General features: G+C 70.5%; 29 protein-coding genes, 1 pseudogene and 1 riboswitch. Of the genes and pseudogenes, 18 read left to right on the forward strand and 12 right to left on the reverse strand.

All coding sequences use genetic code 11. The features are described from left to right. Nucleotides 1-97: 97 nt before the first annotated feature. The 5 genes from sdhC (at nucleotide 98) to QIS99_RS05180 (ending at nucleotide 4,276) form a co-directional block, all read left to right on the forward strand. The gene (gene sdhC / locus QIS99_RS05160; protein ID WP_282510925.1) at nucleotides 98-478 is read left to right on the forward strand and encodes a succinate dehydrogenase, cytochrome b556 subunit; all 381 of its coding nucleotides are present in this window, start codon (nucleotides 98-100) and stop codon (nucleotides 476-478) included. 5 nt (nucleotides 479-483) lie between these two features. Beyond that, nucleotides 484-954 carry a succinate dehydrogenase hydrophobic membrane anchor subunit gene (locus QIS99_RS05165; RefSeq protein ID WP_282510926.1) on the forward strand — a complete coding sequence of 157 codons (471 nt, stop codon included), beginning with the start codon at nucleotides 484-486 and terminating at the stop codon, nucleotides 952-954. Nucleotides 955-979: 25 nt separating this feature from the next. Continuing rightward, nucleotides 980-2,743, forward strand: coding sequence for a succinate dehydrogenase flavoprotein subunit (gene sdhA / locus QIS99_RS05170; protein WP_282510927.1), 1,764 nt, complete (start codon nucleotides 980-982; stop codon nucleotides 2,741-2,743). Continuing rightward, nucleotides 2,743-3,501: a succinate dehydrogenase iron-sulfur subunit gene (locus tag QIS99_RS05175; protein WP_282510929.1), complete on the forward strand. Its 759-nt coding sequence runs from the start codon at nucleotides 2,743-2,745 to the stop codon at nucleotides 3,499-3,501. The genes sdhA and QIS99_RS05175 overlap by 1 nt, the downstream gene beginning before the upstream one ends. 145 nt (nucleotides 3,502-3,646) lie before the next feature. Then, nucleotides 3,647-4,276 carry a Uma2 family endonuclease gene (locus tag QIS99_RS05180; RefSeq protein WP_282510930.1) on the forward strand — a complete coding sequence of 210 codons (630 nt, stop codon included), beginning with the start codon at nucleotides 3,647-3,649 and terminating at the stop codon, nucleotides 4,274-4,276. A 23-nt stretch (nucleotides 4,277-4,299) separates the two neighbouring features. On the opposite strand, the gene QIS99_RS05185 is transcribed toward QIS99_RS05180, so the two are convergent. Beyond that, nucleotides 4,300-4,839 carry a PaaI family thioesterase gene (locus tag QIS99_RS05185; protein ID WP_282510932.1) on the reverse strand — a complete coding sequence of 180 codons (540 nt, stop codon included), beginning with the start codon at nucleotides 4,837-4,839 and terminating at the stop codon, nucleotides 4,300-4,302. A 230-nt stretch (nucleotides 4,840-5,069) separates the two neighbouring features. On the opposite strand from QIS99_RS05185, the gene QIS99_RS05190 reads away from it, so the two are divergent. Genes QIS99_RS05190 through QIS99_RS05200 form a run of 3 tightly spaced genes read left to right on the forward strand, consistent with a single transcriptional unit; the run spans nucleotide 5,070 to nucleotide 6,764 of the window. Further along, nucleotides 5,070-5,495: a hypothetical protein gene (locus QIS99_RS05190; protein ID WP_282510933.1), complete on the forward strand. Its 426-nt coding sequence runs from the start codon at nucleotides 5,070-5,072 to the stop codon at nucleotides 5,493-5,495. 4 nt (nucleotides 5,496-5,499) lie between these two features. Further along, nucleotides 5,500-5,997 (forward strand): thiol-disulfide oxidoreductase DCC family protein, encoded by a 498-nt coding sequence (locus QIS99_RS05195; RefSeq protein WP_282510934.1) that lies wholly within the window; start codon nucleotides 5,500-5,502, stop codon nucleotides 5,995-5,997. An 11-nt stretch (nucleotides 5,998-6,008) separates the two neighbouring features. After that, the gene (locus tag QIS99_RS05200; RefSeq protein ID WP_408909485.1) at nucleotides 6,009-6,764 is read left to right on the forward strand and encodes a TetR/AcrR family transcriptional regulator; all 756 of its coding nucleotides are present in this window, start codon (nucleotides 6,009-6,011) and stop codon (nucleotides 6,762-6,764) included. A 32-nt stretch (nucleotides 6,765-6,796) separates the two neighbouring features. Here the strand turns inward: QIS99_RS05200 and QIS99_RS05205 are convergent, their stop codons facing one another. The 4 genes from QIS99_RS05205 to QIS99_RS05220 form a co-directional block, all read right to left on the reverse strand. Then, the gene (locus QIS99_RS05205; RefSeq protein WP_282510935.1) at nucleotides 6,797-7,183 is read right to left on the reverse strand and encodes a hypothetical protein; all 387 of its coding nucleotides are present in this window, start codon (nucleotides 7,181-7,183) and stop codon (nucleotides 6,797-6,799) included. Between the two features lie 9 nt (nucleotides 7,184-7,192). Continuing rightward, nucleotides 7,193-7,600: an ATP-binding protein gene (locus tag QIS99_RS05210; RefSeq protein WP_282510936.1), complete on the reverse strand. Its 408-nt coding sequence runs from the start codon at nucleotides 7,598-7,600 to the stop codon at nucleotides 7,193-7,195. Nucleotides 7,601-7,798: 198 nt separating this feature from the next. Beyond that, complete coding sequence (locus QIS99_RS05215; protein WP_282511402.1) at nucleotides 7,799-9,121, reverse strand: metallophosphoesterase; 1,323 nt, start codon at nucleotides 9,119-9,121, stop codon at nucleotides 7,799-7,801. Between the two features lie 53 nt (nucleotides 9,122-9,174). Continuing rightward, nucleotides 9,175-9,417 (reverse strand): SCO4848 family membrane protein, encoded by a 243-nt coding sequence (locus QIS99_RS05220; RefSeq protein WP_282510938.1) that lies wholly within the window; start codon nucleotides 9,415-9,417, stop codon nucleotides 9,175-9,177. Between the two features lie 187 nt (nucleotides 9,418-9,604). On the opposite strand from QIS99_RS05220, the gene QIS99_RS05225 reads away from it, so the two are divergent. Continuing rightward, nucleotides 9,605-10,825 carry a D-alanyl-D-alanine carboxypeptidase family protein gene (locus tag QIS99_RS05225; RefSeq protein WP_349017270.1) on the forward strand — a complete coding sequence of 407 codons (1,221 nt, stop codon included), beginning with the start codon at nucleotides 9,605-9,607 and terminating at the stop codon, nucleotides 10,823-10,825. Nucleotides 10,826-10,844: 19 nt separating this feature from the next. Here the strand turns inward: QIS99_RS05225 and QIS99_RS05230 are convergent, their stop codons facing one another. The 4 genes from QIS99_RS05230 to QIS99_RS05245 form a co-directional block, all read right to left on the reverse strand. Next, on the reverse strand, nucleotides 10,845-11,708 hold the full coding sequence (locus tag QIS99_RS05230) for a YihY/virulence factor BrkB family protein (protein ID WP_282510940.1): 864 nt from the start codon (nucleotides 11,706-11,708) through the stop codon (nucleotides 10,845-10,847). Between the two features lie 119 nt (nucleotides 11,709-11,827). Further along, entirely contained in the window at nucleotides 11,828-12,418 is a 591-nt protein-coding gene (locus QIS99_RS05235; protein ID WP_282510943.1) for a 2'-5' RNA ligase family protein, read from the reverse strand. Between the two features lie 139 nt (nucleotides 12,419-12,557). Next, nucleotides 12,558-13,577 carry a tryptophan--tRNA ligase gene (gene trpS, locus QIS99_RS05240; RefSeq protein ID WP_408909486.1) on the reverse strand — a complete coding sequence of 340 codons (1,020 nt, stop codon included), beginning with the start codon at nucleotides 13,575-13,577 and terminating at the stop codon, nucleotides 12,558-12,560. Between the two features lie 187 nt (nucleotides 13,578-13,764). Next, nucleotides 13,765-15,216 (reverse strand): glycine hydroxymethyltransferase, encoded by a 1,452-nt coding sequence (locus QIS99_RS05245; RefSeq protein ID WP_282510947.1) that lies wholly within the window; start codon nucleotides 15,214-15,216, stop codon nucleotides 13,765-13,767. A 70-nt stretch (nucleotides 15,217-15,286) separates the two neighbouring features. Further along, a riboswitch (ZMP/ZTP riboswitch) is annotated at nucleotides 15,287-15,373 on the reverse strand. Nucleotides 15,374-15,494: 121 nt separating this feature from the next. Between QIS99_RS05245 and rocD the strand changes: the two genes are divergently transcribed. Next, nucleotides 15,495-16,700: an ornithine--oxo-acid transaminase gene (gene rocD, locus QIS99_RS05250; RefSeq protein WP_282510949.1), complete on the forward strand. Its 1,206-nt coding sequence runs from the start codon at nucleotides 15,495-15,497 to the stop codon at nucleotides 16,698-16,700. Between the two features lie 106 nt (nucleotides 16,701-16,806). Here rocD and QIS99_RS05255 read toward each other — a convergent pair whose 3' ends face one another. Then, complete coding sequence (locus tag QIS99_RS05255) at nucleotides 16,807-17,991, reverse strand: glutathionylspermidine synthase family protein (protein ID WP_282510951.1); 1,185 nt, start codon at nucleotides 17,989-17,991, stop codon at nucleotides 16,807-16,809. Nucleotides 17,992-17,994: 3 nt separating this feature from the next. Beyond that, complete coding sequence (locus tag QIS99_RS05260; RefSeq protein WP_282510952.1) at nucleotides 17,995-18,336, reverse strand: hypothetical protein; 342 nt, start codon at nucleotides 18,334-18,336, stop codon at nucleotides 17,995-17,997. A gap of 34 nt (nucleotides 18,337-18,370) precedes the next feature. On the opposite strand from QIS99_RS05260, the pseudogene QIS99_RS32295 reads away from it, so the two are divergent. Then, nucleotides 18,371-18,448, forward strand: a pseudogene (locus tag QIS99_RS32295) (hypothetical protein); the annotation flags it as partial. 79 nt (nucleotides 18,449-18,527) lie between these two features. On the opposite strand, the gene pdxR reads toward QIS99_RS32295, so the two are convergent. Continuing rightward, nucleotides 18,528-19,949, reverse strand: a complete 1,422-nt coding sequence (pdxR, locus tag QIS99_RS05265) for a MocR-like pyridoxine biosynthesis transcription factor PdxR (protein ID WP_282510953.1) — start codon at nucleotides 19,947-19,949, stop codon at nucleotides 18,528-18,530. A gap of 140 nt (nucleotides 19,950-20,089) precedes the next feature. On the opposite strand from pdxR, the gene QIS99_RS05270 reads away from it, so the two are divergent. The 7 genes from QIS99_RS05270 (at nucleotide 20,090) to QIS99_RS05300 (ending at nucleotide 24,918) form a co-directional block, all read left to right on the forward strand. Beyond that, nucleotides 20,090-20,539 carry a carboxymuconolactone decarboxylase family protein gene (locus QIS99_RS05270; protein ID WP_282511404.1) on the forward strand — a complete coding sequence of 150 codons (450 nt, stop codon included), beginning with the start codon at nucleotides 20,090-20,092 and terminating at the stop codon, nucleotides 20,537-20,539. A gap of 47 nt (nucleotides 20,540-20,586) precedes the next feature. Then, nucleotides 20,587-20,991, forward strand: a complete 405-nt coding sequence (locus tag QIS99_RS05275) for a carboxymuconolactone decarboxylase family protein (RefSeq protein ID WP_349017275.1) — start codon at nucleotides 20,587-20,589, stop codon at nucleotides 20,989-20,991. Then, nucleotides 20,982-21,725 (forward strand): isocitrate lyase/PEP mutase family protein, encoded by a 744-nt coding sequence (locus tag QIS99_RS05280; RefSeq protein ID WP_282510955.1) that lies wholly within the window; start codon nucleotides 20,982-20,984, stop codon nucleotides 21,723-21,725. The genes QIS99_RS05275 and QIS99_RS05280 overlap by 10 nt, the downstream gene beginning before the upstream one ends. Nucleotides 21,726-21,927: 202 nt before the next feature. Further along, complete coding sequence (locus QIS99_RS05285; RefSeq protein WP_282510956.1) at nucleotides 21,928-22,251, forward strand: hypothetical protein; 324 nt, start codon at nucleotides 21,928-21,930, stop codon at nucleotides 22,249-22,251. Further along, nucleotides 22,251-23,489 carry an AI-2E family transporter gene (locus QIS99_RS05290; RefSeq protein ID WP_282510957.1) on the forward strand — a complete coding sequence of 413 codons (1,239 nt, stop codon included), beginning with the start codon at nucleotides 22,251-22,253 and terminating at the stop codon, nucleotides 23,487-23,489. The genes QIS99_RS05285 and QIS99_RS05290 overlap by 1 nt, the downstream gene beginning before the upstream one ends. A 28-nt stretch (nucleotides 23,490-23,517) precedes the next feature. Next, nucleotides 23,518-24,225 (forward strand): hypothetical protein, encoded by a 708-nt coding sequence (locus tag QIS99_RS05295; RefSeq protein ID WP_282510959.1) that lies wholly within the window; start codon nucleotides 23,518-23,520, stop codon nucleotides 24,223-24,225. Between the two features lie 36 nt (nucleotides 24,226-24,261). Beyond that, nucleotides 24,262-24,918: a hypothetical protein gene (locus QIS99_RS05300; protein WP_282510961.1), complete on the forward strand. Its 657-nt coding sequence runs from the start codon at nucleotides 24,262-24,264 to the stop codon at nucleotides 24,916-24,918. Nucleotides 24,919-25,025 lie beyond the last annotated feature (107 nt).

Genomic DNA, 25,025 nt, shown 5'->3' on the forward strand with positions numbered 1-25,025 from the left:
CGATACGATGACGGACGGCCGGTGGACCGTACCCGGCCGGGCCAAACCGACACAGAAGCCGGCGCGGCCCCAATCCCCGCTCCCGGAGGGTTCTTCCGTGCCGGCTGGAACGCTGTACCGCGGCCGGGAAGGAATGTGGTCCTGGGTGGCTCACCGAGTCACCGGCGTCCTCATTTTCTTCTTCCTGTTCGTACACGTCCTCGACACCGCACTCGTGCGTGTCTCCCCCGAGGCGTACGACGAAGTCGTGGCCACCTACAAGACGCCGCTGGTCGCACTCCTTGAGTACGGCCTCGTCGCGGCCATCCTCTTCCACGCGCTCAACGGCCTGCGCGTCGTCGCCGTCGACTTCTGGTCGAAGGGCGCCCGCTACCAGAAGCAGATGCTCTGGACCGTCATGGCCATCTGGTTCGTGCTGATGGTCGGGGCGCTCTACCCGGTCCTCGGCCACGCCGTCCGCGAAGTCTTCGGGAGCTGAGGCACATGTCCGCTGACACGACCGCTGCCAAGACCGACGACGTGACGCTCTACGACGTGGACAACCCCGCGTCCGTCATCGAGCCGCCGCGCAAGCGCACGAAGAAGACCCCGAAGGCCACGCGTGGCAACTTCGAGATGTACGGCTGGCTGTTCATGCGCCTGTCCGGCATCGTCCTGGTCGTCCTGGTCCTCGGCCACCTGCTGATCCAGCTCGTCCTCGACGGCGGCGTCTCCAAGATCGGCTTCGCCTTCGTGGCCGGCCGCTGGGCCTCCCCGTGGTGGCAGGCCTGGGACCTCGTGATGCTGTGGCTCGCCATGCTGCACGGCGCCAACGGCCTGCGCACGATCATCAACGACTACGCCGAGCGCGACAACACGCGCTTCTGGCTCAAGATGCTGCTGTACACGGCGACGGTGTTCACCGTCCTCCTTGGCACGCTGGTGATCTTCACCTTCGACCCGAACATCCGCTAGGCCCGCGGGACTGAGGCAACCACTCATGAAGATCCACAAGTACGACACCGTCATCGTCGGCGCCGGCGGCGCCGGCATGCGCGCCGCCATCGAGGCGACGAAGCGCAGCCGCACCGCCGTGCTCACCAAGCTCTACCCCACCCGCTCCCACACGGGCGCCGCGCAGGGCGGCATGGCCGCCGCGCTGGCCAACGTGGAGGAGGACAACTGGGAGTGGCACACCTTCGACACGATCAAGGGCGGCGACTACCTGGTCGACCAGGACGCCGCCGAGATCCTCGCGAAGGAGGCCATCGACGCGGTCCTCGACCTGGAGAAGATGGGCCTGCCGTTCGGCCGTACGGAGAACGGCACCATCGACCAGCGCCGTTTCGGCGGTCACTCCCGCAACCACGGCGAGGCCCCGGTCCGCCGTGCCTGCTACTCCGGTGACCGTACCGGCCACATGATCCTCCAGACGCTGTACCAGAACTGCATCAAGGAGGGCGTGGAGTTCTTCAACGAGTTCTACGTCCTGGACCAGCTCATCGTCGAGGTCAACGGCGTCAAGCGCTCCGCCGGTGTGGTCGCGTACGAGCTGGCCACCGGCGAGATCCACGTCTTCCAGGCGAAGGCCGTCATCTACGCCTCCGGCGGCACCGGCAAGTTCTTCAAGGTGACCTCCAACGCGCACACCCTCACCGGCGACGGCCAGGCGGCCTGCTACCGGCGCGGACTGCCGCTGGAGGACATGGAGTTCTTCCAGTTCCACCCGACCGGCATCTGGCGCATGGGCATCCTCCTCACGGAGGGCGCCCGCGGTGAGGGCGGCATCCTGCGCAACAAGGACGGCGAGCGCTTCATGGAGAAGTACGCGCCCGTCATGAAGGACCTCGCCTCGCGTGACGTCGTCTCCCGCGCGATCTACACCGAGATCCGCGAGGGCCGCGGCTGCGGTCCCGAGGGCGACCACGTCTTCCTCGACCTGACGCACCTCCCGCCGGAGCAGCTGGACGCCAAGCTCCCGGACATCACCGAGTTCGCGCGTACGTACCTCGGCATCGAGCCGTACACGGACCCGATCCCGATCCAGCCGACCGCGCACTACGCCATGGGCGGCATCCCGACCAACGTCGAGGGTGAGGTCCTGTCGGACAACACCACCGTCGTGCCGGGTCTGTACGCGGCGGGCGAGGTCGCCTGCGTGTCGGTGCACGGCGCCAACCGCCTGGGCACCAACTCGCTGCTCGACATCAACGTGTTCGGCCGCCGCTCCGGCATCGCCGCCGCCGAGTACTCCGCGAAGGCCGACTTCGTCGAGCTGCCGGAGAACCCGGCCGAGCTGGTCGAGGAGCAGGTCGAGCGGCTGCGCAACTCCACGGGCACCGAGCGCGTGGCGGAGCTCCGCAAGGAGCTGCAGGAGACCATGGACGCCAACGTCATGGTGTTCCGCACCGAGCAGACCATCAAGACCGCGGTGGAGAAGATCGGCGAGCTGCGCGCCCGCTACAAGAACGTGTCCGTTCAGGACAAGGGCAAGCGCTTCAACACCGACCTCCTGGAGGCCATCGAGCTGGGCAACCTGCTCGACCTGGCCGAGGTCATGGCCGTGTCCGCGCTCGCCCGCAAGGAGTCCCGCGGCGGTCACTACCGCGAGGACTTCCCCAACCGCGACGACGTGAACTTCATGCGCCACACCATGGCGTACCGCGAGGTCACGGGCGAGGGCGAGGACGCCAAGGACTCGATCCGGCTCGACTACAAGCCCGTCGTCCAGACCCGCTACCAGCCGATGGAGCGTAAGTACTGATGGCAACTCCCGTACTGGACAAGGCCGAAGCGGAGGACACGGCGTCCCCGTACATCACGGCCACGTTCCGGATCCGCCGCTTCAACCCGGAGATCTCGGACGAGGCGACCTGGGAGGACTTCCAGGTCGAGATCGACCCGAAGGAGCGCGTCCTCGACGCCCTCCACAAGATCAAGTGGGAGCTGGACGGGTCACTGACCTTCCGCCGCTCCTGCGCGCACGGCATCTGCGGCTCCGACGCGATGCGGATCAACGGCAAGAACAGGCTCGCCTGCAAGACGCTGATCAAGGACATCAACCCTGAGAAGCCCATCACGGTCGAGGCCATCAAGGGCCTGACGGTCCTGAAGGACCTGGTCGTGGACATGGAGCCGTTCTTCCAGGCGTACCGCGACGTCATGCCGTTCCTCGTCACCGAGGGCAACGAGCCGACGCGCGAGCGCCTGCAGTCGCCCGAGGACCGCGAGCGCTTCGACGACACGACCAAGTGCATCCTGTGCGCCGCGTGCACGTCCTCGTGCCCGGTGTTCTGGAACGACGGGCAGTACTTCGGCCCGGCCGCGATCGTCAACGCGCACCGCTTCATCTTCGACTCGCGCGACGAGGCCGGCGAGCAGCGCCTGGAGATCCTCAACGACCGTGACGGCGTGTGGCGTTGCCGCACGACCTTCAACTGCACGGACGCCTGCCCGCGCGGCATCGAGGTCACGAAGGCGATCCAGGAAGTGAAGCGTGCGCTGATCACGCGCCGCTTCTGAGGTTCTTCGCTTTACGTGGTCGAGGCCCCGTCTCCCTTGTGGGAGGCGGGGCCTCGACCGTATGGGTGAACGGGTCGGGACGGGACGTTCGGGTCCTGCCCGGCCTACGATGATGCTCTCGACACCAGCCCACCGGAGGCACCCGATGTCCGCAGCGCCCATCGAGTACCAGTACCCCGGACGTCCGGCCACACCCGGGCGACTGACCCTGCTCGACGAGGCCAACCGCCTCATGGAGCGCAATCCGGGCTACCGCGTCGAGATCATCGAAGGCCAGATCACCATGACTCCACCGCCTGACGCGCCCCACGCCCGCGCCCTGTCCCGACTGCGCCGGCCGTTCGTCGCCGCCGGGCTGGACGGCAGCGAGACGGAAGTCTTCGAAGGCATCGGGCTCTGGCTGCCGACCGGAGCCGAGGACTTCGCCATCCCCGACCTGTCCATCGTGGACGCCGATGTCGACGAGCACCTCGTCGAGAACAACTGCTACGGCCCGGTCTGCTTCCGACTGGTCCTGGAGGTCACCTCCAGCAACTACCGCGCCGACCTGCGCACCAAGGTCGCCGCCTACGGAGATGCCAAGGTCCCCGTCTACCTGATCGTCGACCGCAAACACCAGCGCCTCCACACCCTCACCGAGCCACTGGCCTCGGGCTACGACAATCACCAGGTCTACGCCCCCGGCCAGACCGTCACCCTCCCCGAATCCATCGGCGCCGAAGTCACCCTCGACGTGGCCGAGATCCTCAAGGCCGGAGAGCCCCGCCGGGCCTGAACCGGCGTACGTACACCGGGAGTTCACCCCCGCCCGACCACCGCGCAAGTAGTCGTCCCATGCGCGTACAGCTTGCCGTCCCCCGCGCCCGTGACCGTCGCCTCCGACGTCGCGATGGAGCGGCCCACGTGCAGGGCGCGGCCGACGCAGCGCAGCGGGCCCGTGCCCGAGTGGGCCGGGCGGACGATGTTGACGTTCATCTGGACCGTGGTCTGGCCCGTGCCCGCGGGCAGCAGCGTCAGGACGGCGGAGCCGAGGGCGCAGTCGAGGAGCGAGGCCAGGTAGCCGCCGAAGAGCATGCCGTAGCCGTTGAGCAGATGCCCGCCTGACTCCCCCTCGAACTCCACCTCCCCGGGCCCCACTTCGAGCAGTTCGATGCCGAGCGTGGAGGCGATGGGCGGCGGCGGGACGCGGCCCTCCAGGATCTCCCGCAGGAGCTGCTCGCCGGAGAACCCCGCCAGGGACTCGGGCGGCAACGGCGGCAGCCAGGTGTGCGTACGCGTCAACGGCGTCATCGGGTCGGTCATGCCCTCGGGTTCGGTCGTGCCTTCAGGTTCGGTCATGCCCTCAGGTTCGGGCGGAATCGCCGCCTCCTCAAGGACCGGGGGTACGCGTCCTGCGCCGCCGGGTCCGCCGGGCCCGCCGGGTCCGCCGGGCCCGCCGGGTCCGCCGGGCAGGCCGGGTCCGCCGGGCAGGCCGGGACTCCTGCTTGAACGTGTTCAAAAAGAGGTCTACAGTCCATGACAACAGCTTTTGAACGCGTTCAAAGAGCGCTTCGAGAAGGGGCGGGACCATGGACCTCACAGTCCTCGCGTACGTCGTCTACCTGGCGATCAGCATCGGCCTCACCGTCTGGGTGGCCCGCACGCTCAGCCGGAACGGCCGGATCTTCCTCGCCGACGTCCTGCACGGCAACGAGAAGCTCGCGGACGCCGTCAATCACCTCCTGGTCGTCGGCTTCTACCTGGTCAACCTCGGCTTCGTCGCCCTCTACCTGAGCGGCGACGAGGAACTCGCCACCGCCCGCGAGGTGTTCGAGGCCCTGTCGGTGAAGCTGGGCGTCGTCCTGCTCGTCCTCGGCGTGATGCACCTCGGCAACGTGTGGGTGCTCAACAAGATCCGGCGGCGCGGAATGATGGAGCGCGAGCAGCTGCCGCCCGTACCGCCGCAGGGCCTGAGCGGGCAGCAGGGCGCCTGGGCCAAGCCGGCCGGGGCCTGAGCCGATGACCGCCGAGGCAACGGCCGCCCAGGCCGTCCGCCGGCTCACCGTCCTCTACGACGCGGACTGCCCGCTCTGCGCCCACGTACGCCACTGGCTCGCCCGGCAGCGGCAGTTGGTGCCGCTCGACCTGGTACCCGCCGGGTCCGAGGAGGCGCGGCGGCGGTTCCCCGGACTCGACCACCGCGGCACGCTCGACGAGATCACCGTCGTCGCCGACGGCGGCCAGGTCTACCGCGGGCCCGCCGCCTGGGTCGTCACCCTGTGGGCCCTCGCCGAACACCGCCCGCTCGCCCACCGCCTGGCCACCCCGGCCGGCGCCCGCTTCGCACGCGGCGCCGCGCTCGCCGCCGCCAAGTGGCGCGAGGGCCACCGGGACCGGCCCGGCGGCGGCTGGGGCGGCGGGGTGTACCGCACCGCGGACGGCTGGACGTACGACCCGCAGCACGGCTGGAGCCGTACGACACCGTCCTGTGCCGACGGCTCCTGCACCACTGGTTAGGCTCTGACACCGTGGCAGCGACGAACGACGCAGCAGACGGGACCCCGGACTTCGGCAAGGACGAGGGCCGCAAGCCCCCCGCCAAGAGCGAGCAGACCCGCGCCCTGATCCTCGAAACCGCCATGCGGCTCTTCCAGGAACGCGGCTACGACAAGACGACGATGCGGGCCATCGCCAAGGAGGCCGGGGTCTCCGTCGGCAACGCGTACTACTACTACGCGGGCAAGGAGCACCTCATCCAGGGCTTCTACGACCGGATCGCCGCCGAGCACCAGGCGGCTGTCCGGCCGGTCCTGGACCGGGAGACCGAGCTTGAGGCGCGGCTCGCGGGGGTGCTGCGCTGCTGGCTCGACATCGCCGCGCCGTACCACGAATTCGCCGCCCAGTTCTTCAAGAACGCCGCCGACCCGGACTCCCCGCTCAGCCCGTTCTCGGCCGAGTCGGAGCACGCGCGCGAGGCGGCGATCGACGTCCACCGCGAGGTGCTGCGCGGCTCCAAGTCCAAGGTGCCGGACGAACTCCGCGACATCCTCCCGGAGTTGATGTGGCTCTCCCAGATGGGCCTCGTCCTGTACTGGGTCTTCGACCGCTCCCCCGGCCGCGCCCGCAGCTACCGCCTGGCGGCGCGCGGGGCCCGCCTCACGACGCGGGGTGTGGCCCTGTCCCGTTTCCGCGTACTGCGGCCGCTGGTACGGGAGGTGCACGAGCTGTTCACGGACTTCCTCCCCGGGATGACGCGTACGGACTCACCCCCCTCCGACGCCTGAGACGCGGACCCCCGGTGCGGGGCGGACCTGCCCTACGCCGGCCGGTCCAGTTCCCGCATCGCCCACGCGTGGGCGCTGATCTGGCCGCGCACGGAGCCCGTCGTGAAGAGGACCGCGCCCGCGACCGACACCGGCACCGACAGGGCGAGCACCGCCACCGCCTCCGGCCAGTCGCGCTCGTTCTCGCACGGTCCGCTGAGCACCGCGCCCTCGTTGGCCGTACCGGAATCCGTCAGCAGACGGGACTCGCACTCCTTCGGGGACGCGTCGTTCGGCCCGTCCTCGATCTCGTACGGCAAGACCAGCAGCACGGCGCACCAGAGCCACTGCAGGGTTGCGACCGTCAGCAGGAAGGTGCCCCATTTACGTATCCGGTTGGCCCGGTCGCGGTAATCCAGGTCGTAGTCACGTGATCCCATACCGCGAATCTAGACGGTGGGGCGCGGCTCGGCCGGGTGGTCCGCCGAGCCGACCAGGACCCAGACCGTCTTGCCGTGCGGGCCGCGCCGCCACACCCCCCACGCGTTCGCCAGCGACTCGACGAGCCGCAGGCCGGGACCGGCCCGCAGTTCGGGGCCCGCCTCGGACTCGTCGGAGACCTCGATGAAGCACGTCCCGTCCGCGAGGACCGTCACCGCCACCTCGAACTCCCGCTCCCGCAAGGGCCCATGGCGTACGAGGAAGGTCGCGAGCTCGGAGACGAGGAGCGCCGCGTCCGCCACCGCGGCCGTGTCGGCGGCGTGACCCCAGGCCGTCAGGTGGTCGCGCACCCGCAGCCGGGCGAGGCCCACGGACGCCGGGTGCCGGGGCAGCCGGAACGCCTCCCGTCTGAGCACGACCGCCTCCCCGGATTCCCCCGCGCGCCGTCACGGGTTCTGCACACCGACACCTCCGATGCTGCGCTGTTGCGGCGCGTGATGCCAGAGGGGTGACCGTCAAGAGCCGCGGACTGGCCGGAACCGGACCCTCGCCCGGCCTCTCGCCCCGGCCACCTCCCCGGCCGATACCCCGGCCGCTTCCCCGGCCGCGCGGGCTCAGGCCTGGCGGGAGGCCAGCGTGACCACCGTGATGTCCGAGGGCGCGCCCACCCGCACCGGCGGCCCCCACGTGCCCGCGCCCCGGGTGACGTACAGCTGGGTGTCGCCGTACCGCTCCAGGCCCGCCAGGGTCGGGTTGGAGAGGTCCGCGAGGACGGTGCCGGGGAAGAACTGGCCGCCGTGGGTGTGCCCGGAGAGCTGCAGGTCGACGCCGTGCCGGACCGCGTCGTGGATCATCACCGGCTGGTGCGCGAGGAGCACGGAGGCGCGGCTGCGGTCGCGGTCGCCGAGGGCCTTGGCGTAGTCGGGGCCGTCCGCGTACCGCTCGCCCGCGAGGTCGTTGACGCCCGCGAGGTCGAAGCCGTCGATCTCCACGCGGGCGTTCTCCAGCGGGTGCAGGCCGAGTTCGCGTACGTGGTCGACCCACTGCTCGGCGCCCGAGTAGTACTCGTGGTTGCCGGTGACGAAGAACGAGCCGTGTTTGGCGCGGAGTTGGGCCAGCGGTTCGGCGGCGGGGCCGAGGTGCTCGACGCTGCCGTCGACCAGGTCGCCGACCACCGCGACCAGGTCGGGCTGCGTGGCGTTGATCGTGTCGACGATGCGCTGGGTGTGGGCGCGGCCGAGGATCGGGCCCAGGTGGATGTCGCTGACGACGGCGATCCTGAACCCGTGGGCGGCGCGCGGGAGTTTGGCCAACGGCACGGTGACACGCTTGACGGCGGGGGCGCGCAGCGCGTTGTTCGCGCCGTACCCGACGGTGCCGAGCGCGGCGGTGACGGCGGCTCCGGCCACGATCCGGGAGACGAAGAGGCGGCGGGAGGGTCCGCTCGTGGCGCCGGTGAGGGCCGCGGGCGTGTCCGGCACCACGGGGGCCGGCTGCTCCCACTCGCCTTCCGGGAGGGCGGGGTCGCCGCCACCGGCCGGTTCCACGGGAGGAGTCGTGACCGGCTTCGCGGCCGGTTTCGCGACCGGTTTCGTGACCGGCTGTGCGGCGGGAGCCGTCGCGGTAGCCGTCGCGGGAGCCTTAGCGGCCGTCTGCCGTTCCCGTACGTCCTTGCGGCGCAGCACCCGCAGCAGTACCGGTCGTACGGCCTCGCCCACGAGCAGCGCCATCGTCAGGTAGATGGAGACCGCCATCCACAGGTATCCGGGCCAGGCCAGGGCCTGTTGGAGCCAGAACGGCGCCCCCGCGCGGCCGCTCATGAAGCCGGCGACCATCAGCAGCGGCCCGGCGACATACACGGCCGTACCGATCCGGCGGGCCGTGGTCCGCCGCACCGTGGTGTCGCGCACCACGCGCCGCCAGCCGTACCACTGCATGACGACGACCAGGACCGCGACCGCGGGGAACAGGAAGCTCACGGCGGGTCTCCCTATGACTTTCGGCGCAGAGCGCGCACGCCGCGCAACCCGATGACCCCGATGACCGTCCCCAGAACAAAGGACACCACGGCAAGCGAGAGATGGACCCAGAAGTACCCGGTCGGGTCACCGGCGTCGTCGAAGGCGAGCCCGCTTCCGTCCTTCCAGAGGTTCTTGACGAAAGTGACCCAAATGACCCAAGACCAGACGCCGAAGGCGAGCAGGAACCACGAGACCGGGCGGCTGAGCTTCATACCCCCAGTATCGCGCCCCCGCCGTGCACGCCGCCGTCGGGGTGGTTTGAGTGATAATCCGAAGACACGGCCGAACGGGCGGCGTACAGGTCGGCGAATCCCCTGTACGTTCCTCAGCGTGCCTGCCTTGACTGCTTCTCCGATTGCGTCTCTGACCGCATCTCTCAAGCGAACGACCGCCGTTGCGGTGGTTTCTGCCGCCTTTCTGACCGCTTCTGTCGCCGCTCCCGCCGTCGCGGACGACAAGCCGGGCGGCGAGCAGGGCGGTGCGCAGGGCGGTGCGCCGGACAAGCCGAAGCCGCCCGCGACGATGTCGAAGGTCGGCGGCGCGCGGCTCGGCCAGGCGGGTACGCAGGTCAACCTCGGGCCGGGCGTTCCGGCCCTGCCCAAGAAGCTGTCGGGCCGCTCCTGGATCGTCACGGACGCCGAGTCGGGCGACGTGCTCGCCGCGCACAACGCGCACTGGCGGCTGCCGCCCGCGAGCACGCTGAAGATGCTGTTCGCGGACACAGTGCTGCCGAAGTTCCCCAAGGACCAGAAGCACCTGGTCAAGCGGTCCGAGCTGATGGGCGTCGGCGCGGGCAGCAGCCTGGTCGGCATCAAGGAGGACAACACCTACACGGTGCACGACCTGTGGCTCGGGGTGTTCCTGCGCTCCGGCAACGACGCGGTGCACGTGCTGTCGCACATGAACGGCGGCATCGACAAGACCGTCGCGGACATGCAGAAGCACGCCGAGGAGCTGCAGGCCCTCGACACCCACGTGGTCAGCCCCGACGGCTACGACGCCAAGGGCCAGGTGTCCTCCGCGTACGACCTGACGCTGTTCGCGCGCTCAGGGCTGCAGAAGAAGGACTTCCGGGAGTACGCGGCCACCGCCACCGCCGAGTTCCCCGGCGAGGGCAAGGGCGAGAAGCGCGAGCACTTCGCCATCCAGAACACCAACCGGCTGCTGACCGGGGCTGACGGTGTGACCCCGTACAAGGGCATCGCGGGCGTCAAGAACGGGTCCACGACCAACGCGGGCACCACGTTCACCGGGGTCGCCGAGCGCGACGGGAAGGTGCTGCTCGTCACCGTCATGAACCCGGACTCGGACGAATCGATGGCCGTCTACAAGGAGACCGCGCGGCTCCTCGACTGGGGCTTCGCCGCGGCGGACAAGGTCGAGCCGGTGGGCGAGCTGGTCGCCCCGGCGAGCGCGGACCGGAACGCGAAGGGCGCGGCCGCGCCGGAGAAGACCCCGAAGGCGAAGCCGGAGAGGGCCGCGGACAAGGGCGAGTCGAGCGGGTTCGGGATCGTGCTCGCGGTGGTCGGCGGAGTGCTGGTACTGGTCGGCGCGGGGGTGTTTCTGGTCAACCGGCGCTGGCCGCTGCCGGAGCTGGTGCGGAGGCTGCCGCGGCGGTAAGGAGGCCCCGTCAGACGCGTCAGACGCCGGAGGGGCTGGATTTGCGCGTAGCCGTCCAGGCCGCGCAGAACAGCAGCAGCTTCGCCGTGAAGTTGATCCACAGGAGCAGGGCGACCGGGGTGCCGAACGCGCCGTACATCGACTTGCCCGCGACGCCCTTGATGTAGCCGCCGAGCAGGGCCTTGAGGAGTTCAAAGCCGACCGCGCCGATCAGCGCGCCGACGATCAGGTGGCGGCGGTCGGGGTGGACGCCGGGGAGCAGGGTCAGGACGTACAGGAGGATCAGGAAGTCCGCGAGGACGGCGAGGGCGAAGACCGCGAGGGTCAGCAGCCATCCGACCCAGCGCTGGTCGTCGACGCCGAGCTCGCGGGTGATCCAGTGGACGGCGGTGTTGCCGACGGCCGAGGCGACGAGGGAGAGCAGGCCCACGGCGCCGAGGCCGAACAGGATGCCCGCGTCCTTGGCGTAGCGCAGGACCGGGTTCTCCTCCTCGTCGTCGCGCCCCCACACCGCGCGCAGGCAGTCCCGCATCGAGCCGACCCAGCCGATGCCGGTGAACAGCAGCAGCGCGCCGGCGACGAGGCCGACGGTGCCCGCGTTGGCGACGAGCGCGTCGATGTCCAACTGCTCGGAGATCCCCGGGACTTGTTCGCTCAGCTTGTTCTGGAGTTCGGTCTGCTGCTGCTTGCTCAGGGTGGCCGCGGCGACCGCGGCGGCGACGGTGAGCAGCGGGAAGAGCGCCAGGAAGCTCGTGAACGTCATGGCGGCGGCGAGCCGCGACCAGTGCACCCGGTCGAGCGTCTCGTACGAGTGCCACGCGTGCGTGTCCGTCAGGCGGGTCACGAGCGGCCCGATGACGGGGAGGTTCTTCAGCCAGTCCATGGTCTCTGTCTGCCCTCCGCGCGGGACGCCAAAGTCCGGGTACCCCAGAAGAGCACCACAGGGGCGAGCGCCGTCCCGGCTCCCGCGCCGGGGAGGGTGTCAGGCAGTCGGGGAGGGTGTCAGGCAGTCGACAGCGGGCCGCGCGGCGCGCAGGAGTCCTGCGGCTCGCCCTGCGCGGGCACCGTCGCCGAGCCGAAGGCGAACTCGCGCAGCTTGCGCCAGACCGCGTCCGGGCCCTGCTCGTACAGCGCGAAGCCGGTGCAGGGCCATGCGGCGGCGTACTCGGCGAGCTCGGCGAACGCGCGGTCCATGGCCGCGTCGTCGATGCCGTGCGCCACCGTGACGTGCGGGTGGTACGGGAACTGCAGCTCGCGCGCGAGGGGCCCGGAGGCGTCCCGCACCTGCTTCTGCAGCCAGGTGCAGGCATCGGCGCCCTCGGCCACCCGGACGAACACCACCGGGGACAGCGGGCGGAACGTGCCCGTGCCGGAGAGCCGCATCGGGAAGGGCCGGCCGAGGGCGGCGACCTCTTCGAGGTGCCGCACGATCGCCGGGAGCTTCTCCGCGGCGACCTCGGTGGGCGGCAGCAGCGTGACGTGGGTGGGAATGCCGTGTGCCGCGGGGTCACCGAAGCCCGCGCGCCGCTCCTGGAGCAGGCTGCCGTGAGGCTCCGGGACCGCGATCGAAACGCCGAGCGTTACGGTCCCCACGTCGTTCTCCTTGATCAGCTGCGGGCGGTGCTCTGTGGCCGGTGCTCTGTGGCCGGTGCTCTGTGGCCGGTGCTCTGTGGCCGGTGCTCTGTGGCCGGTGCTCTGTGGCCGGTGCTCTGTGGCCGGTGCGTACGTTCCGTCAGTGCTTCGCCGGGACGAAGCCGACCCTGTCGTACGTGGCTGCGAGGGTCTCCGCCGCCACGGACCGGGCCTTCTCCGCGCCCTTGGCCAGGATCGAGTCCAGCGTCTCCGGGTCGTCGAGGTACGCCTGCGTACGCTCGCGGAACGGGGTCACGAACTCGACCATGACCTCGGCGAGGTCGGTCTTCAGCGCACCGTAGCCCTTGCCGGTGTACTTCTGCTCCAGTTCCGGAATTCCCGCTCCGGTCAGGGTGGAGTAGATGCTCAGCAGGTTGGAGACGCCCGGCTTGGCCTCGCGGTCGAAGCGGATCTCGGTGTCCGTGTCGGTCACCGCGCTCTTGACCTTCTTGGCCGTGGCCTTCGGCTCGTCGAGCAGGTTGATGAGGCCCTTCGGTGTGGAGGCCGACTTGCTCATCTTGACCGTCGGGTCCTGCAGGTCGTAGATCTTCGCCGTCTCCTTGAGGATGTGCGGCGCGGGGACCGTGAACGTCTCGCCGAAGCGGCCGTTGAAGCGCTCCGCGAGGTCCCGGGTCAGCTCGATGTGCTGGCGCTGGTCCTCACCGACCGGGACCTCGTTCGCCTGGTACAGGAGGATGTCCGCGACCTGCAGGATCGGGTACGTGAACAGGCCGACGGAGGCACGGTCGGCGCCCTGCTTGGCGGACTTGTCCTTGAACTGCGTCATCCGCGATGCCTCGCCGAAGCCGGTGAGGCAGTTCATCACCCAGGCGAGCTGCGCGTGCTCGGGCACGTGGCTCTGCACGAAGAGGGTGCAGCGGTCGGGGTCGAGCCCGGCGGCGAGGAGCTGGGCGGCGGCGAGCCGGGTGTTGGCGCGCAGCTCGGCCGGGTCCTGCGGGAGCGTGATCGCGTGCAGGTCGACGACCATGTAGTACGCGTCGTGGGTCTCCTGCAGGGACACCCACTGGCGGACGGCGCCGAGGTAGTTGCCGAGGTGGAACGAGCCGGCGGTGGGCTGGATTCCGGAGAGCACGCGAGGTCGGTTGGCCATGGGGCCCATTGTCTCAGGTGCGGGGGGTTGTTCGGCCCCGGTCCCGGTGTTGCCTCCCCCACGCCACGGGGCTTCGCCCCGGACCCCGCTCCCCAAACCGCCGGAGGGGCTGAAGATCAGACCCTCCGGCGCTTGAGGAGCCCGTCCGGCGCTTGAGGAGCCCGTCCGGCGTTTGAGGAGGCCCGTCCGGCCGGGCTCAGCTCAGGTCGACACCCGGGTACAGCGGGAATCCCGACACCAGGTCGGAGGCGCGGCGGGCCACCTCGTCGGAGACCTTCTCCTCAAGGACGTGCTGCGCCTTCGACGGCGCGCCCTTCGCCGTCGTGCCCGGCTCCGTCGCCGTCAGCACGGTGTCGATGAGAGCCGCGATCTCGTCCATCTCCGCCGCACCGAGGCCCCGCGTGGTCAGCGCGGGCGTCCCGATCCGGATGCCCGACGTGTACCACGCCCCGTTCGGGTCGGCCGGGATCGCGTTGCGGTTGGTGACCACGCCGGAGTCGAGCAGCGCCGCCTCGGCCTGCCGCCCGGTCAGGCCGTACGAGGACGCCACGTCGATCAGGTTCAGGTGGTTGTCCGTACCGCCCGTGACGAGCGTGGCGCCGCGCCGCATCAGGCCCTCGGCGAGCGCGCGGGCGTTGTCGACGACGCGCTGCGCGTAGTCCTGGAAGTCGGGGCGGCGGGCCTCCGCGAGGGCGACGGCCTTGGCGGCCATGACGTGCGGCAGCGGACCGCCGAGCACCATCGGGCAGCCGCGGTCCACCTGGTCCTTGAGGCTGTCGTCGCAGAGCACCATGCCGCCGCGCGGGCCGCGCAGCGACTTGTGCGTGGTGGTGGTGACGATCTGCGCGTGCGGTACGGGGTCGAAGTCACCGGTGAGGACCTTGCCCGCGACCAGGCCCGCGAAGTGCGCCATGTCGACCATCAGGGTCGCGCCGGCCTCGTCGGCGATCTCCCGCATGATCCGGAAGTTCACAAGACGCGGATAGGCCGAGTACCCGGCGACGATCACCAGCGGCTTGAACGCGCGGGCCTGCGCGCGCAGCGCCTCGTAGTCGATCAGGCCGGTGGCAGGGTCGGTGCCGTAGGAGCGCTGGTCGAACATCTTGCCGGAGATGTTCGGGCGGAAGCCGTGCGTGAGGTGGCCGCCCGCGTCCAGGGACATGCCGAGCATCCGCTGGTTGCCGAAGGCGCTGCGCAGCTCGGCCCAGTCGGCGTCGGAGAGGTCGTTGACGTTGCGCACACCGGCCGCGGCCAGGGCGGGCGCCTCGATGCGGTCGGCGAGGACCGCCCAGAACGCGACCAGGTTGGCGTCGATGCCGGAGTGCGGCTGCGCGTACGCGTGCTGCGCGCCGAACAGCTCGCGGGCGTGCTCGGCGGCCAGCGCCTCGACGGTGTCGACGTTGCGGCAGCCCGCGTAGAAGCGGCGGCCGACGGTGCCCTCGGCGTACTTGTCGCTGAGCCAGTTGCCCATCGCGAGCAGCGTCGCCGGGGAGGCGTAGTTCTCGGAGGCGATCAGCTTCAGCATCTCGCGCTGGTCGTGCAGCTCCTGGCCGATGGCGTCGGCGACGCGGGGCTCGACGCCGCGGATCACGTCGAGGGCGCTGCGGAACGCCGTCGATTCGGTGGAGTGGGGCGAGGTGGCGGACATGGTGGGGACCTCCGGACGCGGTGACGGTCGTGATCGGTACGACGCTTCGTACGTTCTCGTACGACGTTCTCGGTACGGCCCAGGCGCACGGCACACAATTCACGGGCCGCTCCCCGATGGTTGACCCCATCTCAGCGCGCCAGTCACGGCCCGCTGCTCACCTTACCGGCGTGCATCACGGGCGAGGTTTCCTCGTCCGTCATGCGAGCGACGATAGGCATGGGGGGCGACATCCCGCCCCCCGTGGGTTCCCTAGCTCGACGACGAACGGAGATCCCGTGTCCCGTACGGAACAGGCCATCGCCTCGGCCGACGCCCACAGCGCGCACAACTACCACCCGCTGCCCGTGGTGGTCGCCACGGCCGAGGGCGCCTGGATGACCGATGTCGAGGGGCGCCGCTACCTCGACATGCTCGCCGGGTACTCGGCCCTGAACTTCGGGCACGGCAACCGTCGCCTCCTGGACGCGGCCCGCGCCCAGCTGGAGCGGGTCACGCTGACCTCGCGGGCCTTCCACCACGACCGCTTCGCGGACTTCTGCACCCAGCTGGCCGAGCTGTGCGGCATGGAGATGGTGCTGCCCATGAACACGGGCGCGGAGGCCGTCGAGACAGCGGTGAAGACCGCGCGGAAGTGGGGCTACCGGGCCAAGGGCCTCCTTGACGGCACGGCGAAGATCGTGGTCGCGGCCAACAACTTCCACGGCCGTACGACGACCGTCATCAGCTTCTCCACGGACCAGGAGGCACGCTCCGACTTCGGTCCGTACACGCCGGGCTTCGAGATCGTGCCGTACGGCGACCTGGACGCGCTGCGGGGGGCCGTCACCGACAACACGGTCGCCGTGCTGCTCGAACCGATCCAGGGCGAGGCGGGCGTCCTCGTTCCGCCGGCCGGGTACATGGCGGGCGTGCGCGAGCTGACCCGCGAGCGGAACGTGCTGTTCATCGCCGACGAGATCCAGTCGGGCCTCGGCCGTACGGGCAAGACCTTCGCCCTTGAGCACGAGGGTGTCGTGCCCGACATGTACATCCTCGGGAAGGCACTCGGCGGCGGGGTCGTGCCGGTGTCGGCCGTGGTGGCGTCGGCGGACGTGCTCGGCGTGTACCGGCCGGGCGAGCACGGCTCGACGTTCGGCGGGAACCCCCTCGCGTGCGCGGTCGCCCTTGAGGTGATCGCGATGCTGCGCACGGGCGAGTTCCAGGAGCGGGCCACGGAGCTCGGCGAGCACCTGCACCGCGAGCTGAAACTCCTCGTCGGCGGCGGCGCGGTGCGGGAGGTGCGCGGGCGCGGACTGTGGGCGGGCGTCGACATCGACCCGTCGTACGGCACGGGCCGGGAGATCTCCGAGAAGCTGATGGACCGGGGGGTGCTGGTCAAGGACACCCACGGGTCGACGATCCGGATCGCGCCGCCGCTGGTGATCAGCAAGGAGGACCTGGACTGGGGGCTGGACCAGCTGCGGGCGGTCCTCACGAAGTGAACCGGGTGGTCCTCACGAAGTGAACCGGGTGGTCCTCACGAAGTGAACCGGGTGTCCGGGTGCACCTGGTGTACCGGGTGTACCGGGTGAGCCCGCCCGCAGCCGGTTAAAGGATCACGTGCGGCAGGAACCGCGCGTACTCGTCCGTGACGAGTCCCGCCGACTCCCGGATTCCGAGCCCCGCCGCCTCGTCCTCGACGACCCACGCGCCGAGCACCACACGGTTGCCGTCGAAGTCGGGCAGCGGGGCCAACTCCTGGTAGCAGCACGGCTCGTCACGTATGACCGCGGGCGCGCCCGCCTCGTGCACCGTGACGCCTGCGCCCTCGCGGCCGAGCAGCGGCTTCGCCACGTACCCGCCCTCGGCGGACAGCTCGCGGGGGCCGTCGAGGTAGGCGGGCAGCAGGTTCGGGTGGCCCGGGTACAGCTCCCAGAGGATCGCGAGCAGCGCCTTGTTGGACAGCAGCATCTTCCAGGCGGGCTCGATCCACAGGGTGGTGCCGGTGCCGCCGCCGTTGTCCAGGGTGTCCAGGACCTGCGGGCCGAACGCGTCGGTGGCCAGCCACTCCCACGGATAGAGCTTGAAGCAGCTGCGGATGAAGCGGAGCTTCTCGTCCACGAACCGGCCGGAGATCCGGTCCCAGCCGACGTCCTCCATCGCGATCGCCTCGGTGTCGATCCCGGCCTGCTGCGCGGTCTCGCGGAGGTACGCGACCGTCATCAGGTCCTCGCCGAGCTCGTCGCCGTTGGAGTGCGCGAAGTACAGCGGGCTGCCCGGCGGAAGCAGCGCGGCCTGCTTCTTCCAGGCGTCGATCAGCCGCTCGTGCAGCGAGTTCCACTGGTCGGCGCCGGGGAAGCGCTCCTCCATCCAGAACCACTGCGGGCTCGCCGCCTCGACCAGCGAGGTCGGCGTGTCCGCGTTGTACTCCAGCATCTTGGCCGGGCCCGAGCCGTCGTACCGCAGGTCGAACCTGCCGTACACGGAAGGCAGTTCGGCCTTGCGGCGCCAGGCCTCCGCGATCAGCGAGGCGAGGCGCGGGTCGGTGATGCCGAGGTCGGCGAAGCGGTCCCGCTCGACGATGTGCGCGGCCGCGGCCAGGCACATGGCGTGCAGCTCCTCGACGACCTCCTCCAGGGCCTCGACCTCCGGCAGCGAGAAGACGTAGTACGCGCTCTCGTCCCAGTACGGGCGGAGGGAGTCATCCGGGTAGCGGGTCAGGGGATAGATGCAGCCCTGCTCCTCCACCGTCTGCTGCCAGCCGTCCCGGGGCTCGATCGTGCGGCGCTCCACGGCTCAGCCGCCGCTGGAGGAGGAGCAGCCGAAACCGCCGCGGGACACGGACGACTTGTCGAAGCTGCCGCCTTGGACCTTGCCGTTCTTGGAGCTGCCGCCGTAGTAGTACGAGCCGCCGCCACCCTTGCCGCTGGTGCTGCTGCCGCCGCCGCTCTTGCACTCGTAACTGGGCAGCTGCTTGCGGGTCTTGGGGTCCACGCAGCGCTTGTCGGGCTCGGAGCCGCAGGCGCTGAGGGCGGCGGCGAGGAGGCCCATGCCGCCGAGGATCACCGTGCTGGAGCGCAGCTTGCGGGCGCGCTTGCCCGTTCCGGGCGCTGTTTCGACGTTCGCCTTGATCGTCATGATCCGGCCACTTCCCCGTTGTTGTTCGTACGTGATGTTCGACCGGGTCAGCGTAGAGCGTCCGACGCCGGTCCACGTCCGGGCCCCCAAGAACCCCGACGGCCCCCACCTCACCTTCCCGCCCACCGCCTGGGAAGGTTTCGCCGACCTGGCTCGCGGACCTGGCTCGCCGAACTCCGTGGACAGAACACCTAGCCAAGCGCAGCGCCCAGCGCGGCGACCAGCGCCTCAAGTGCCCCCGGCCACAGGTGGGGCGGCGGGGTGCCGTACCCCACCACCAGACCGTCGCACGGGGGCACGCGCGCGTCCGGGTGCCGGAAGTCACCGAGGCCGAGCACGGACAGGCCCTGCCAGGCCGCCGACCGGATCACCGACTGCTCGGTGCCCTCGGGGAGTTCGAGCACGGCGTGCAGCCCTGCCGCGATGCCGCTGAGCCGTACTTCTGTGGCCGCGAGGGCCGTGACCAGTTCGTCGCGGCGGCGCCGGTAGCGCTGGCGTGCGGCCCGTACGTGGCGGTCGTACGCGCCGGAGTCGAGGAACTCCGCAAGGGTCAGCTGGTCCATGGCGCCGCACGCCCAGTCCACCGGACCCTTCGCCTCGGCGACCTCCGCCGCTAGCCAGGTCGGCAGGACCAGCCAGCCGAGGCGGATGCCGGGGGCGAGGGACTTGCTGGCCGTCCCCAGGTAGACCACCCGGTCCGGGTCGAGGCTCTGCAGCGCGCCGACCGGCTGGCGGTCGTAGCGGAACTCGCCGTCGTAGTCGTCCTCCAGGATCAGACCGCCGGTCGAGCGCGCCCAGTCGACCGCCTCCGCGCGGCGCTCGGGCGAGAGCGGGGTGCCGGTGGGGAACTGGTGGGCGGCCGTGAGCAGTACCGCGCCCGGCCCCAGCGGACCCAACTCGGCCGTACGGGTGCCGAGTTCGTCCATGAGGAGCGGCGGGGTGCGCAGCCCCGCTGCGGTCAGCCGGTCCCAGTGCGGCGGCAGACCGTACGGCTCGACCGCCACGTCCGTGGTGCCGCGGCGCCGCAGCACCTCGGCGAGCAGCATCAGGCCGTGCACCGCGCCGGAGCAGACCACGATCCGGCCGGGTTCCGCGTACACGCCGCGGGTCCGGGCCAGATACCCGGCGAGCGCGGTGCGCAGCTCGATCCGCCCCCGCGGGTCGCCGTAGCCGAAGGCGTCGTGCGGTGCGGCGGCGAGGGCGCGGCGGGCGGCCTTCAGCCACTCGGCGCGCGGGAACAGGCTGAGGTCCGGAAGCCCGGGCAGCAGGCTGTACGCGGCGGTGCCGGGCGCGCGCGGCGGGGTGCGGGGCGCGGCGGGCCGGGGCACCTCGCGCTCGGCGACCCGCGTCCCGGAGCCCTGTCGCGCGGTGAGCCAGCCCTCGGCGACCAGGTCGGCGTAGGCGTCGGCGACGGTGTTGCGGGCGATGCCCAGGTCGGCGGCGAGGGTGCGGGAGGAGGGCAGCCGGGTGCCGGGGGCGAGGCGGCCGCCGCGTACGGCCTCGCGCAGGGCGTCGGTCAGGCCCTTGCGGACGCCGGGGCCGCGCAGGTCTACGTGCAGGTCGAAGCCGCCGCCGGGGTCGGGGCCCGGCAAAGTGGCCCAGGTTTTCGCCATGGAAGTGGACCATACTCCTGGGCCAGCGGCCTCGTACGGTCGATCCCATGAGCAACGACACGCACACCGACACCGGCACCGGCACCGGCACCCACACCCACGACCGCCAGACCGGTCTCGCCCCCGAGCACACCCCCCGCATGGAGTGGGCCAAGCTCGCCCCCGACGTTTTCAAGGCAATGTGGCAGCTGGAGCAGGCCGCACGCCAGGGCCTCGACCCGGCCCTCTGCCACCTGGTGAAGATCCGCGCCTCGCAGCTCAACCACTGCGCGTTCTGCCTGGACATGCACACCAAGGACGCGCTCGCCGAGGGCGAGTCGGTGGAGCGGATCATCCAGCTGAGCGCCTGGGAGGAGTCGAGGCACTTCTACACCCGCAAGGAGATCGCCGCGATCGAACTCACCGAGGCGGTCACGGTGTTGACGGAGGGCTTCGTCCCGGACGCGGTGTACGAGGCGGCCGCCGCGCACTTCGAGGAGCGGGAGCTCGCCCAGCTCATCGCACTGATCACGACGATCAACGCCTGGAACCGGTTCAGCGTCGCGACGCGCAAGGTGCCGGGCCACTACAAGCCGGCGGGCGCCGCGTGACCACGTACCCCCGTACCACCGAACTCCCCGCCGAGTTCCGTACGGCGATGCAGACTCTGAGCGCGGCCGCGAAACGGGGCCTCGGCGACGCGGCGCTCGCCGAGCTCGTCATGATCCGGGCCTCGCAGCTCAACCGGTGCGCGTTCTGCCTCGACATGCATCTGACGGTGGCGCGGAAGGCGGGCGAGTCGGAGGACCGCCTGGACCTCCTGGCCGCCTGGGCGGAGACCACCGGCATGTACACGGACCGCGAACGCGCCGCGCTCGCCCTGACGGAGGCGGTGACTCTCCTGACGGAGGGCTTCGTACCGGACGAGGTGTACGCGCAGGCCGCCACCCACTTCAAGGACCGCGAACTCGCCCACCTCATCGCGGTGATCACGGCCATCAACTCCTGGAACCGCCTGATGGTCGCGCGCCGCATCCTGCCCGGAGGCCCCGCATGGACGTGAAGCCCTCCCCGGAACCCTTCGTGAAGACCTTCCGCGCCCTGCACCACGGCCGCGCCCCCGGCGACCCGCTGATCCTGCCGGGCCCCTGGGACGCGGCCGGCGCCCGCGTCTTCGCCGAGGCGGGCTTCCCGGCCCTGGCGACGCCGAGCGCGGGCATCGCGGAGTCCCTCGGGTACGCGGACGGGTCGACCCCGGCCGACGAGATGTTCGCCGCGGTCACCCGCATCGTCCGCGCGGTGGCGGAGTTCGGCATCCCGGTCTCCGCCGACCTGGAGGCGGGCTACGGCCTGCCCGCCCGCGAACTCGTCGACCGAGCCCTTGCGGCGGGCGTGGTCGGCATCAACCTGGAGGACTCGGGCCCATACGGCCTGGACGACCCGCACCAGCACGCCGGCCGGCTGGCCGAGGTCCGCGCGGCGGCGGGCGACGCGCTGTTCGTCAACGCCCGTGTGGACACGTACGTACGGGGCGTCCCCGACCTCGACGAGACGGTCCGCCGCGCCCGGCTGTACGTGGAGGCGGGCGCGGACTCCGTCTACCCGATCCTGGCCCCACCGGACCACCTCCCGGCCCTGTGCGAGTCGATCCCCGCACCGGTGAACGCACTGGCCCACCCGGACGGCCCGCCACCTCGCGAGCTGGGCCGTCTGGGGGCGGCCCGGGTGACGTTCGGGCCGGGGTTGTTGCGGCGGGTGTTGGGGGTGGTGCGGGAGATGGCGCGGGAGTTGTGCTGACGGGCACACGTCGCCGTCCTGCCTTGTGTACCGGTCAAGTGGGGGGCCGGTGCAGATCCGGTGTCGACTTCCCACGCCCCCGCTCAGGGCGAAGTACCGGACCGGATCGCTCATACGACGGACTGTAAGGTGCCGAGAGGTCCAGAGGGCGGCGAGCCTTCTGGGCCTTTCACGTCCAGCGCCGAACGGGGAACAGCGGTCCATGGGAGAACACTTCAAGACGGATATCGGGCAACTCCAGCAGTTCTTGACGAACTTGGAGAGATGTGTCGACGAACTCGACGACGCCCGGACCGCCCTCGCTCACGTGCGCGGCGACCAGATCGGCACCGCTCGGCTCGACGAGGCCTGTGACAAGTTCCAGATGGAATGGAAGTACGGGTCCGACAAGACGAAGGAACTGATCGGCGAGGTCAAGGAGGGCGTGAAGGCCAACAAGAAGGGCTACGAAGAGGTCGAGGACGCCCTGGAGAAAGCCCTCAAGGCGATTGCGGACAGCGGCACTTCGGGCGGGGGCGGTAAGTGATGGCAGCGAACCCGTACCCCAACATCGGCTTCAACCCCGTACCGGGCATCCCCGCCGAGGTCTCGAAGCTCCAGAAGAAGGTCTCCGAGGCCGCGACGGCGCTGGAGAACACCCACCGCCAGATCACGAAGCTGACCGCCGAGAGCAGCTACTGGGAGGGCGACGCGGCGGAGGAGTTCCGCAAGAACCTGGACGGCGACCTGTCCAAGTACCTCAAGGACGCCGGTGCCGCGCTGCGTGACGCGGCGAAGGAACTCCACCGGTGGGACGGCCACCTGGGCGCCAACCGGGAGCTGGCGAGCAAGTACGACGCCGACGCGGGCGAGAAGAAGGCCGCGGCCGACAAGGCCAAGAACGCGTACGACCAGGCCGCGCAGAACCCCGACCTCAGGCCTGCCGAGAGGTACCCCTCGCAGGAAGAGGCCGACGCCGCGACCGCGCGGATGCGGGCCGCCGAGCGCGACCTGAACAACGCGAGCAGCGCTCTCACCAAGGCGAACGACGCGTACGACGATCTGAACCGCAAGATCAAGGAGCTGGAGAGCACCCACTCCGACCAGGCCGACGTCATCGCCAAGGCCCTGAGCACCGAGGCGAACAAGGCGCCGGACAAGGGGTTCTGGGAGAGCGTCGGCGACATCATCGGGTCGATCGGCAAGTTCCTGGCGGACCACGCGGGGACCATCGGAGCGATCGCGGGTCTGCTGGCCTTCATCCCCGTACTGACCCCGTTCATGGCGCCCATCGCGCTGGCGGCGAGCGCGGTGTCGATGGGGAAGAACCTGTTGGACCCCAAGTTCAGAAGCGACCTGATGGGCCATGGCAGCGGCATGGACCAGTTCTCCGCCATCGCTTCGCTCGTCGGTGACGCAGTCGGCATGATTCCGGGCGGCAAGGCGCTGGGCATGGCCGCCAAGGAAGGCTTCGAAGGCGCGGCGGACGGAGCAAACCTCGCCTCGAAGGTCTGGGCGAGCACGAAGAGCGGGTTCTCCGGCATCGGCAAGTCCGCTCTGGACGACGTGACGCAGACCTGGGCGCACGTCGGCGACAGCGCCGGGAACATGGGGCGGTACATGGGGGACCTGTCGGCCAACGGGCTGAACGTCGCCGCCAACGTCGTCTCCTCGTTGGAGACCGCGGGCGCCGTGGACGGCGAGGGCGCCGCGCACAACGCGGCCGAGGGCACGAAGGCCGCCGCGACAGGACACGCCATCGCCGGCCTGTTCAACCTCGCATGACCTACCACGGCGGGAACGGAAGCACCGTATGACCAACCAGCAAGTGACCACCCCACCACGGGCCGGCGCCAAGCCGTCCTTCTGGTACGGACTGCCCGTGGGCTACTTCTCCATGGACCTCGACCCGCCGGTCGAGCAGTTCATGGAGCTGGTCCAGCAGCTCCGTGCGCTGCCCGAACCGGAACGGGACGCGGCGGACCGGGCCCTGCGGCTGTACGCGGGCGTCGTGCAGCTGCTGAACACCAACCAGGTCCAGGAGTGCGCGCTCGGCATGCACCCCGACGACGCCGGTGGCTTCACCACGTCGGTGTTCACCGTGTCGACCCTGCTGACGCCGGGCAACGCCAAGCTCGTGATCGCCGGGCTCGCCGGCTCGGCCGCGGACGGCAAGGATGAGGGGCTGAGCCCCCTGGAACTTCCGTGCGGCCTCGGCTATCTCTCCGAGAAGCTGGCGGCCGCCCCGCGTTCGACCCAGCAGCCGGACCTGAACGACGCCCTCCCGAGCAGTATCTGGCAGGGCACCGTCGCGGTCGCGCTCCCGGGCAACGCGGAGCTGGTCGTGCTGCAGATGGTGACCCCGGATCTCGACTCCGCGGACGACTACCGGAACATATTGCTCGGGATCGCCCGCACCCTGACCTTCACCGATCCCGAACAGGCCGAGGCGGCCGACTCCGCCCAGGAGCCCGCGGCTCTGACCGGTGCTGCCGCCGTGATACGGAACGACTTCGGATAGCGCCAGCCCGGCTGGAGCGGACTGCAGGAGAGACGAGTGCTGGAGAACACCCGAGGCGCCGGAGCGCCGGACACACTGGACACCGCCGCGCTCCGGCGGAAGCTGGTCAACCGAGTGTGGTGGACCGGCAGCCGCAACATCGTGGTCTACGGACTCATGGCGTTCGCGACCCCTGGCCTGGGGCAGGAGGCGAAGAAGGCCGGCATGGCCTGGGTGCCCGCGCTCGGAGGGCCGCTCATCTTCATCGGCATCATCGGCTTCCTCGGAACCCTGTTCAGCATCATCCCCGCCGTATTCATCGTCCGAGGCGCCAGCCGAACCCTCGCCCACTACACCTTCGACACCTTCATCCCCCAGGTCACCAAGGTCGACGGCGCCGAGGCCACCAAGGGCCGCCCCAAGAACATGACCCTCACCCTGCACACCGCCGACGGGAACGAGTCGCCGCTGATGCGGATCAACCCCGTTCCTCGGCGCGGCCCGTGGCGCAACCCGTGGCCGGAGGACATCGACAACGGCTTGTACATCGCCGGCGACCCGCACTTCGGCGTCGTCGGCTACGTACCGTCCAGCGGGGTCTTCCTCTTCATGCAGCCCGACGACTGGGACGGGACCGCGGGCGAGCGCCGGCAGGCAAGCCCCGAACGGGCTCGCCGGGCGGCGGAGGCCGAGCTCAACCAGCGGATCGTCTGACGCATCGAGGACAGAGCCGAGAACAGGACTACGCAGGCACAGGGATGACCCAAAGTCAGACGAAGACGGGGCCGAAGCGGTCGGCCGTCCTCGGCGCCGTTTTCGCC

It is taken from the genome of Streptomyces solicavernae, assembly GCF_029968095.1.
Taxonomy (GTDB): Bacteria; Actinomycetota; Actinomycetes; order Streptomycetales; family Streptomycetaceae; genus Streptomyces; species Streptomyces solicavernae.

Bases quoted from the DNA above. Each gene is read 5' to 3' on its own strand.
- QIS99_RS05165 (WP_282510926.1), top strand. From the start codon at position 484: ATGTCCGCTGACACGACCGCTGCCAAGACCGACGACGTGACGCTCTAC.
- sdhA (WP_282510927.1), top strand. From the start codon at position 980: ATGAAGATCCACAAGTACGACACCGTCATCGTCGGCGCCGGCGGCGCC.
- QIS99_RS05175 (WP_282510929.1), top strand. From the start codon at position 2,743: ATGGCAACTCCCGTACTGGACAAGGCCGAAGCGGAGGACACGGCGTCC.
- QIS99_RS05180 (WP_282510930.1), top strand. From the start codon at position 3,647: ATGTCCGCAGCGCCCATCGAGTACCAGTACCCCGGACGTCCGGCCACA.
- QIS99_RS05185 (WP_282510932.1), bottom strand. From the start codon at position 4,839: ATGACCGAACCTGAAGGCACGACCGAACCCGAGGGCATGACCGACCCG.
- QIS99_RS05190 (WP_282510933.1), top strand. From the start codon at position 5,070: ATGGACCTCACAGTCCTCGCGTACGTCGTCTACCTGGCGATCAGCATC.
- QIS99_RS05195 (WP_282510934.1), top strand. From the start codon at position 5,500: ATGACCGCCGAGGCAACGGCCGCCCAGGCCGTCCGCCGGCTCACCGTC.
- QIS99_RS05205 (WP_282510935.1), bottom strand. From the start codon at position 7,183: ATGGGATCACGTGACTACGACCTGGATTACCGCGACCGGGCCAACCGG.
- QIS99_RS05215 (WP_282511402.1), bottom strand. From the start codon at position 9,121: ATGCAGTGGTACGGCTGGCGGCGCGTGGTGCGCGACACCACGGTGCGG.
- QIS99_RS05220 (WP_282510938.1), bottom strand. From the start codon at position 9,417: ATGAAGCTCAGCCGCCCGGTCTCGTGGTTCCTGCTCGCCTTCGGCGTC.
- QIS99_RS05230 (WP_282510940.1), bottom strand. From the start codon at position 11,708: ATGGACTGGCTGAAGAACCTCCCCGTCATCGGGCCGCTCGTGACCCGC.
- trpS (WP_408909486.1), bottom strand. From the start codon at position 13,577: ATGGGCCCCATGGCCAACCGACCTCGCGTGCTCTCCGGAATCCAGCCC.
- QIS99_RS05245 (WP_282510947.1), bottom strand. From the start codon at position 15,216: ATGTCCGCCACCTCGCCCCACTCCACCGAATCGACGGCGTTCCGCAGC.
- QIS99_RS05260 (WP_282510952.1), bottom strand. From the start codon at position 18,336: ATGACGATCAAGGCGAACGTCGAAACAGCGCCCGGAACGGGCAAGCGC.
- pdxR (WP_282510953.1), bottom strand. From the start codon at position 19,949: ATGGCGAAAACCTGGGCCACTTTGCCGGGCCCCGACCCCGGCGGCGGC.
- QIS99_RS05270 (WP_282511404.1), top strand. From the start codon at position 20,090: ATGGAGTGGGCCAAGCTCGCCCCCGACGTTTTCAAGGCAATGTGGCAG.
- QIS99_RS05275 (WP_349017275.1), top strand. From the start codon at position 20,587: ATGCAGACTCTGAGCGCGGCCGCGAAACGGGGCCTCGGCGACGCGGCG.
- QIS99_RS05280 (WP_282510955.1), top strand. From the start codon at position 20,982: ATGGACGTGAAGCCCTCCCCGGAACCCTTCGTGAAGACCTTCCGCGCC.
- QIS99_RS05285 (WP_282510956.1), top strand. From the start codon at position 21,928: ATGGGAGAACACTTCAAGACGGATATCGGGCAACTCCAGCAGTTCTTG.
- QIS99_RS05290 (WP_282510957.1), top strand. From the start codon at position 22,251: ATGGCAGCGAACCCGTACCCCAACATCGGCTTCAACCCCGTACCGGGC.
- QIS99_RS05295 (WP_282510959.1), top strand. From the start codon at position 23,518: ATGACCAACCAGCAAGTGACCACCCCACCACGGGCCGGCGCCAAGCCG.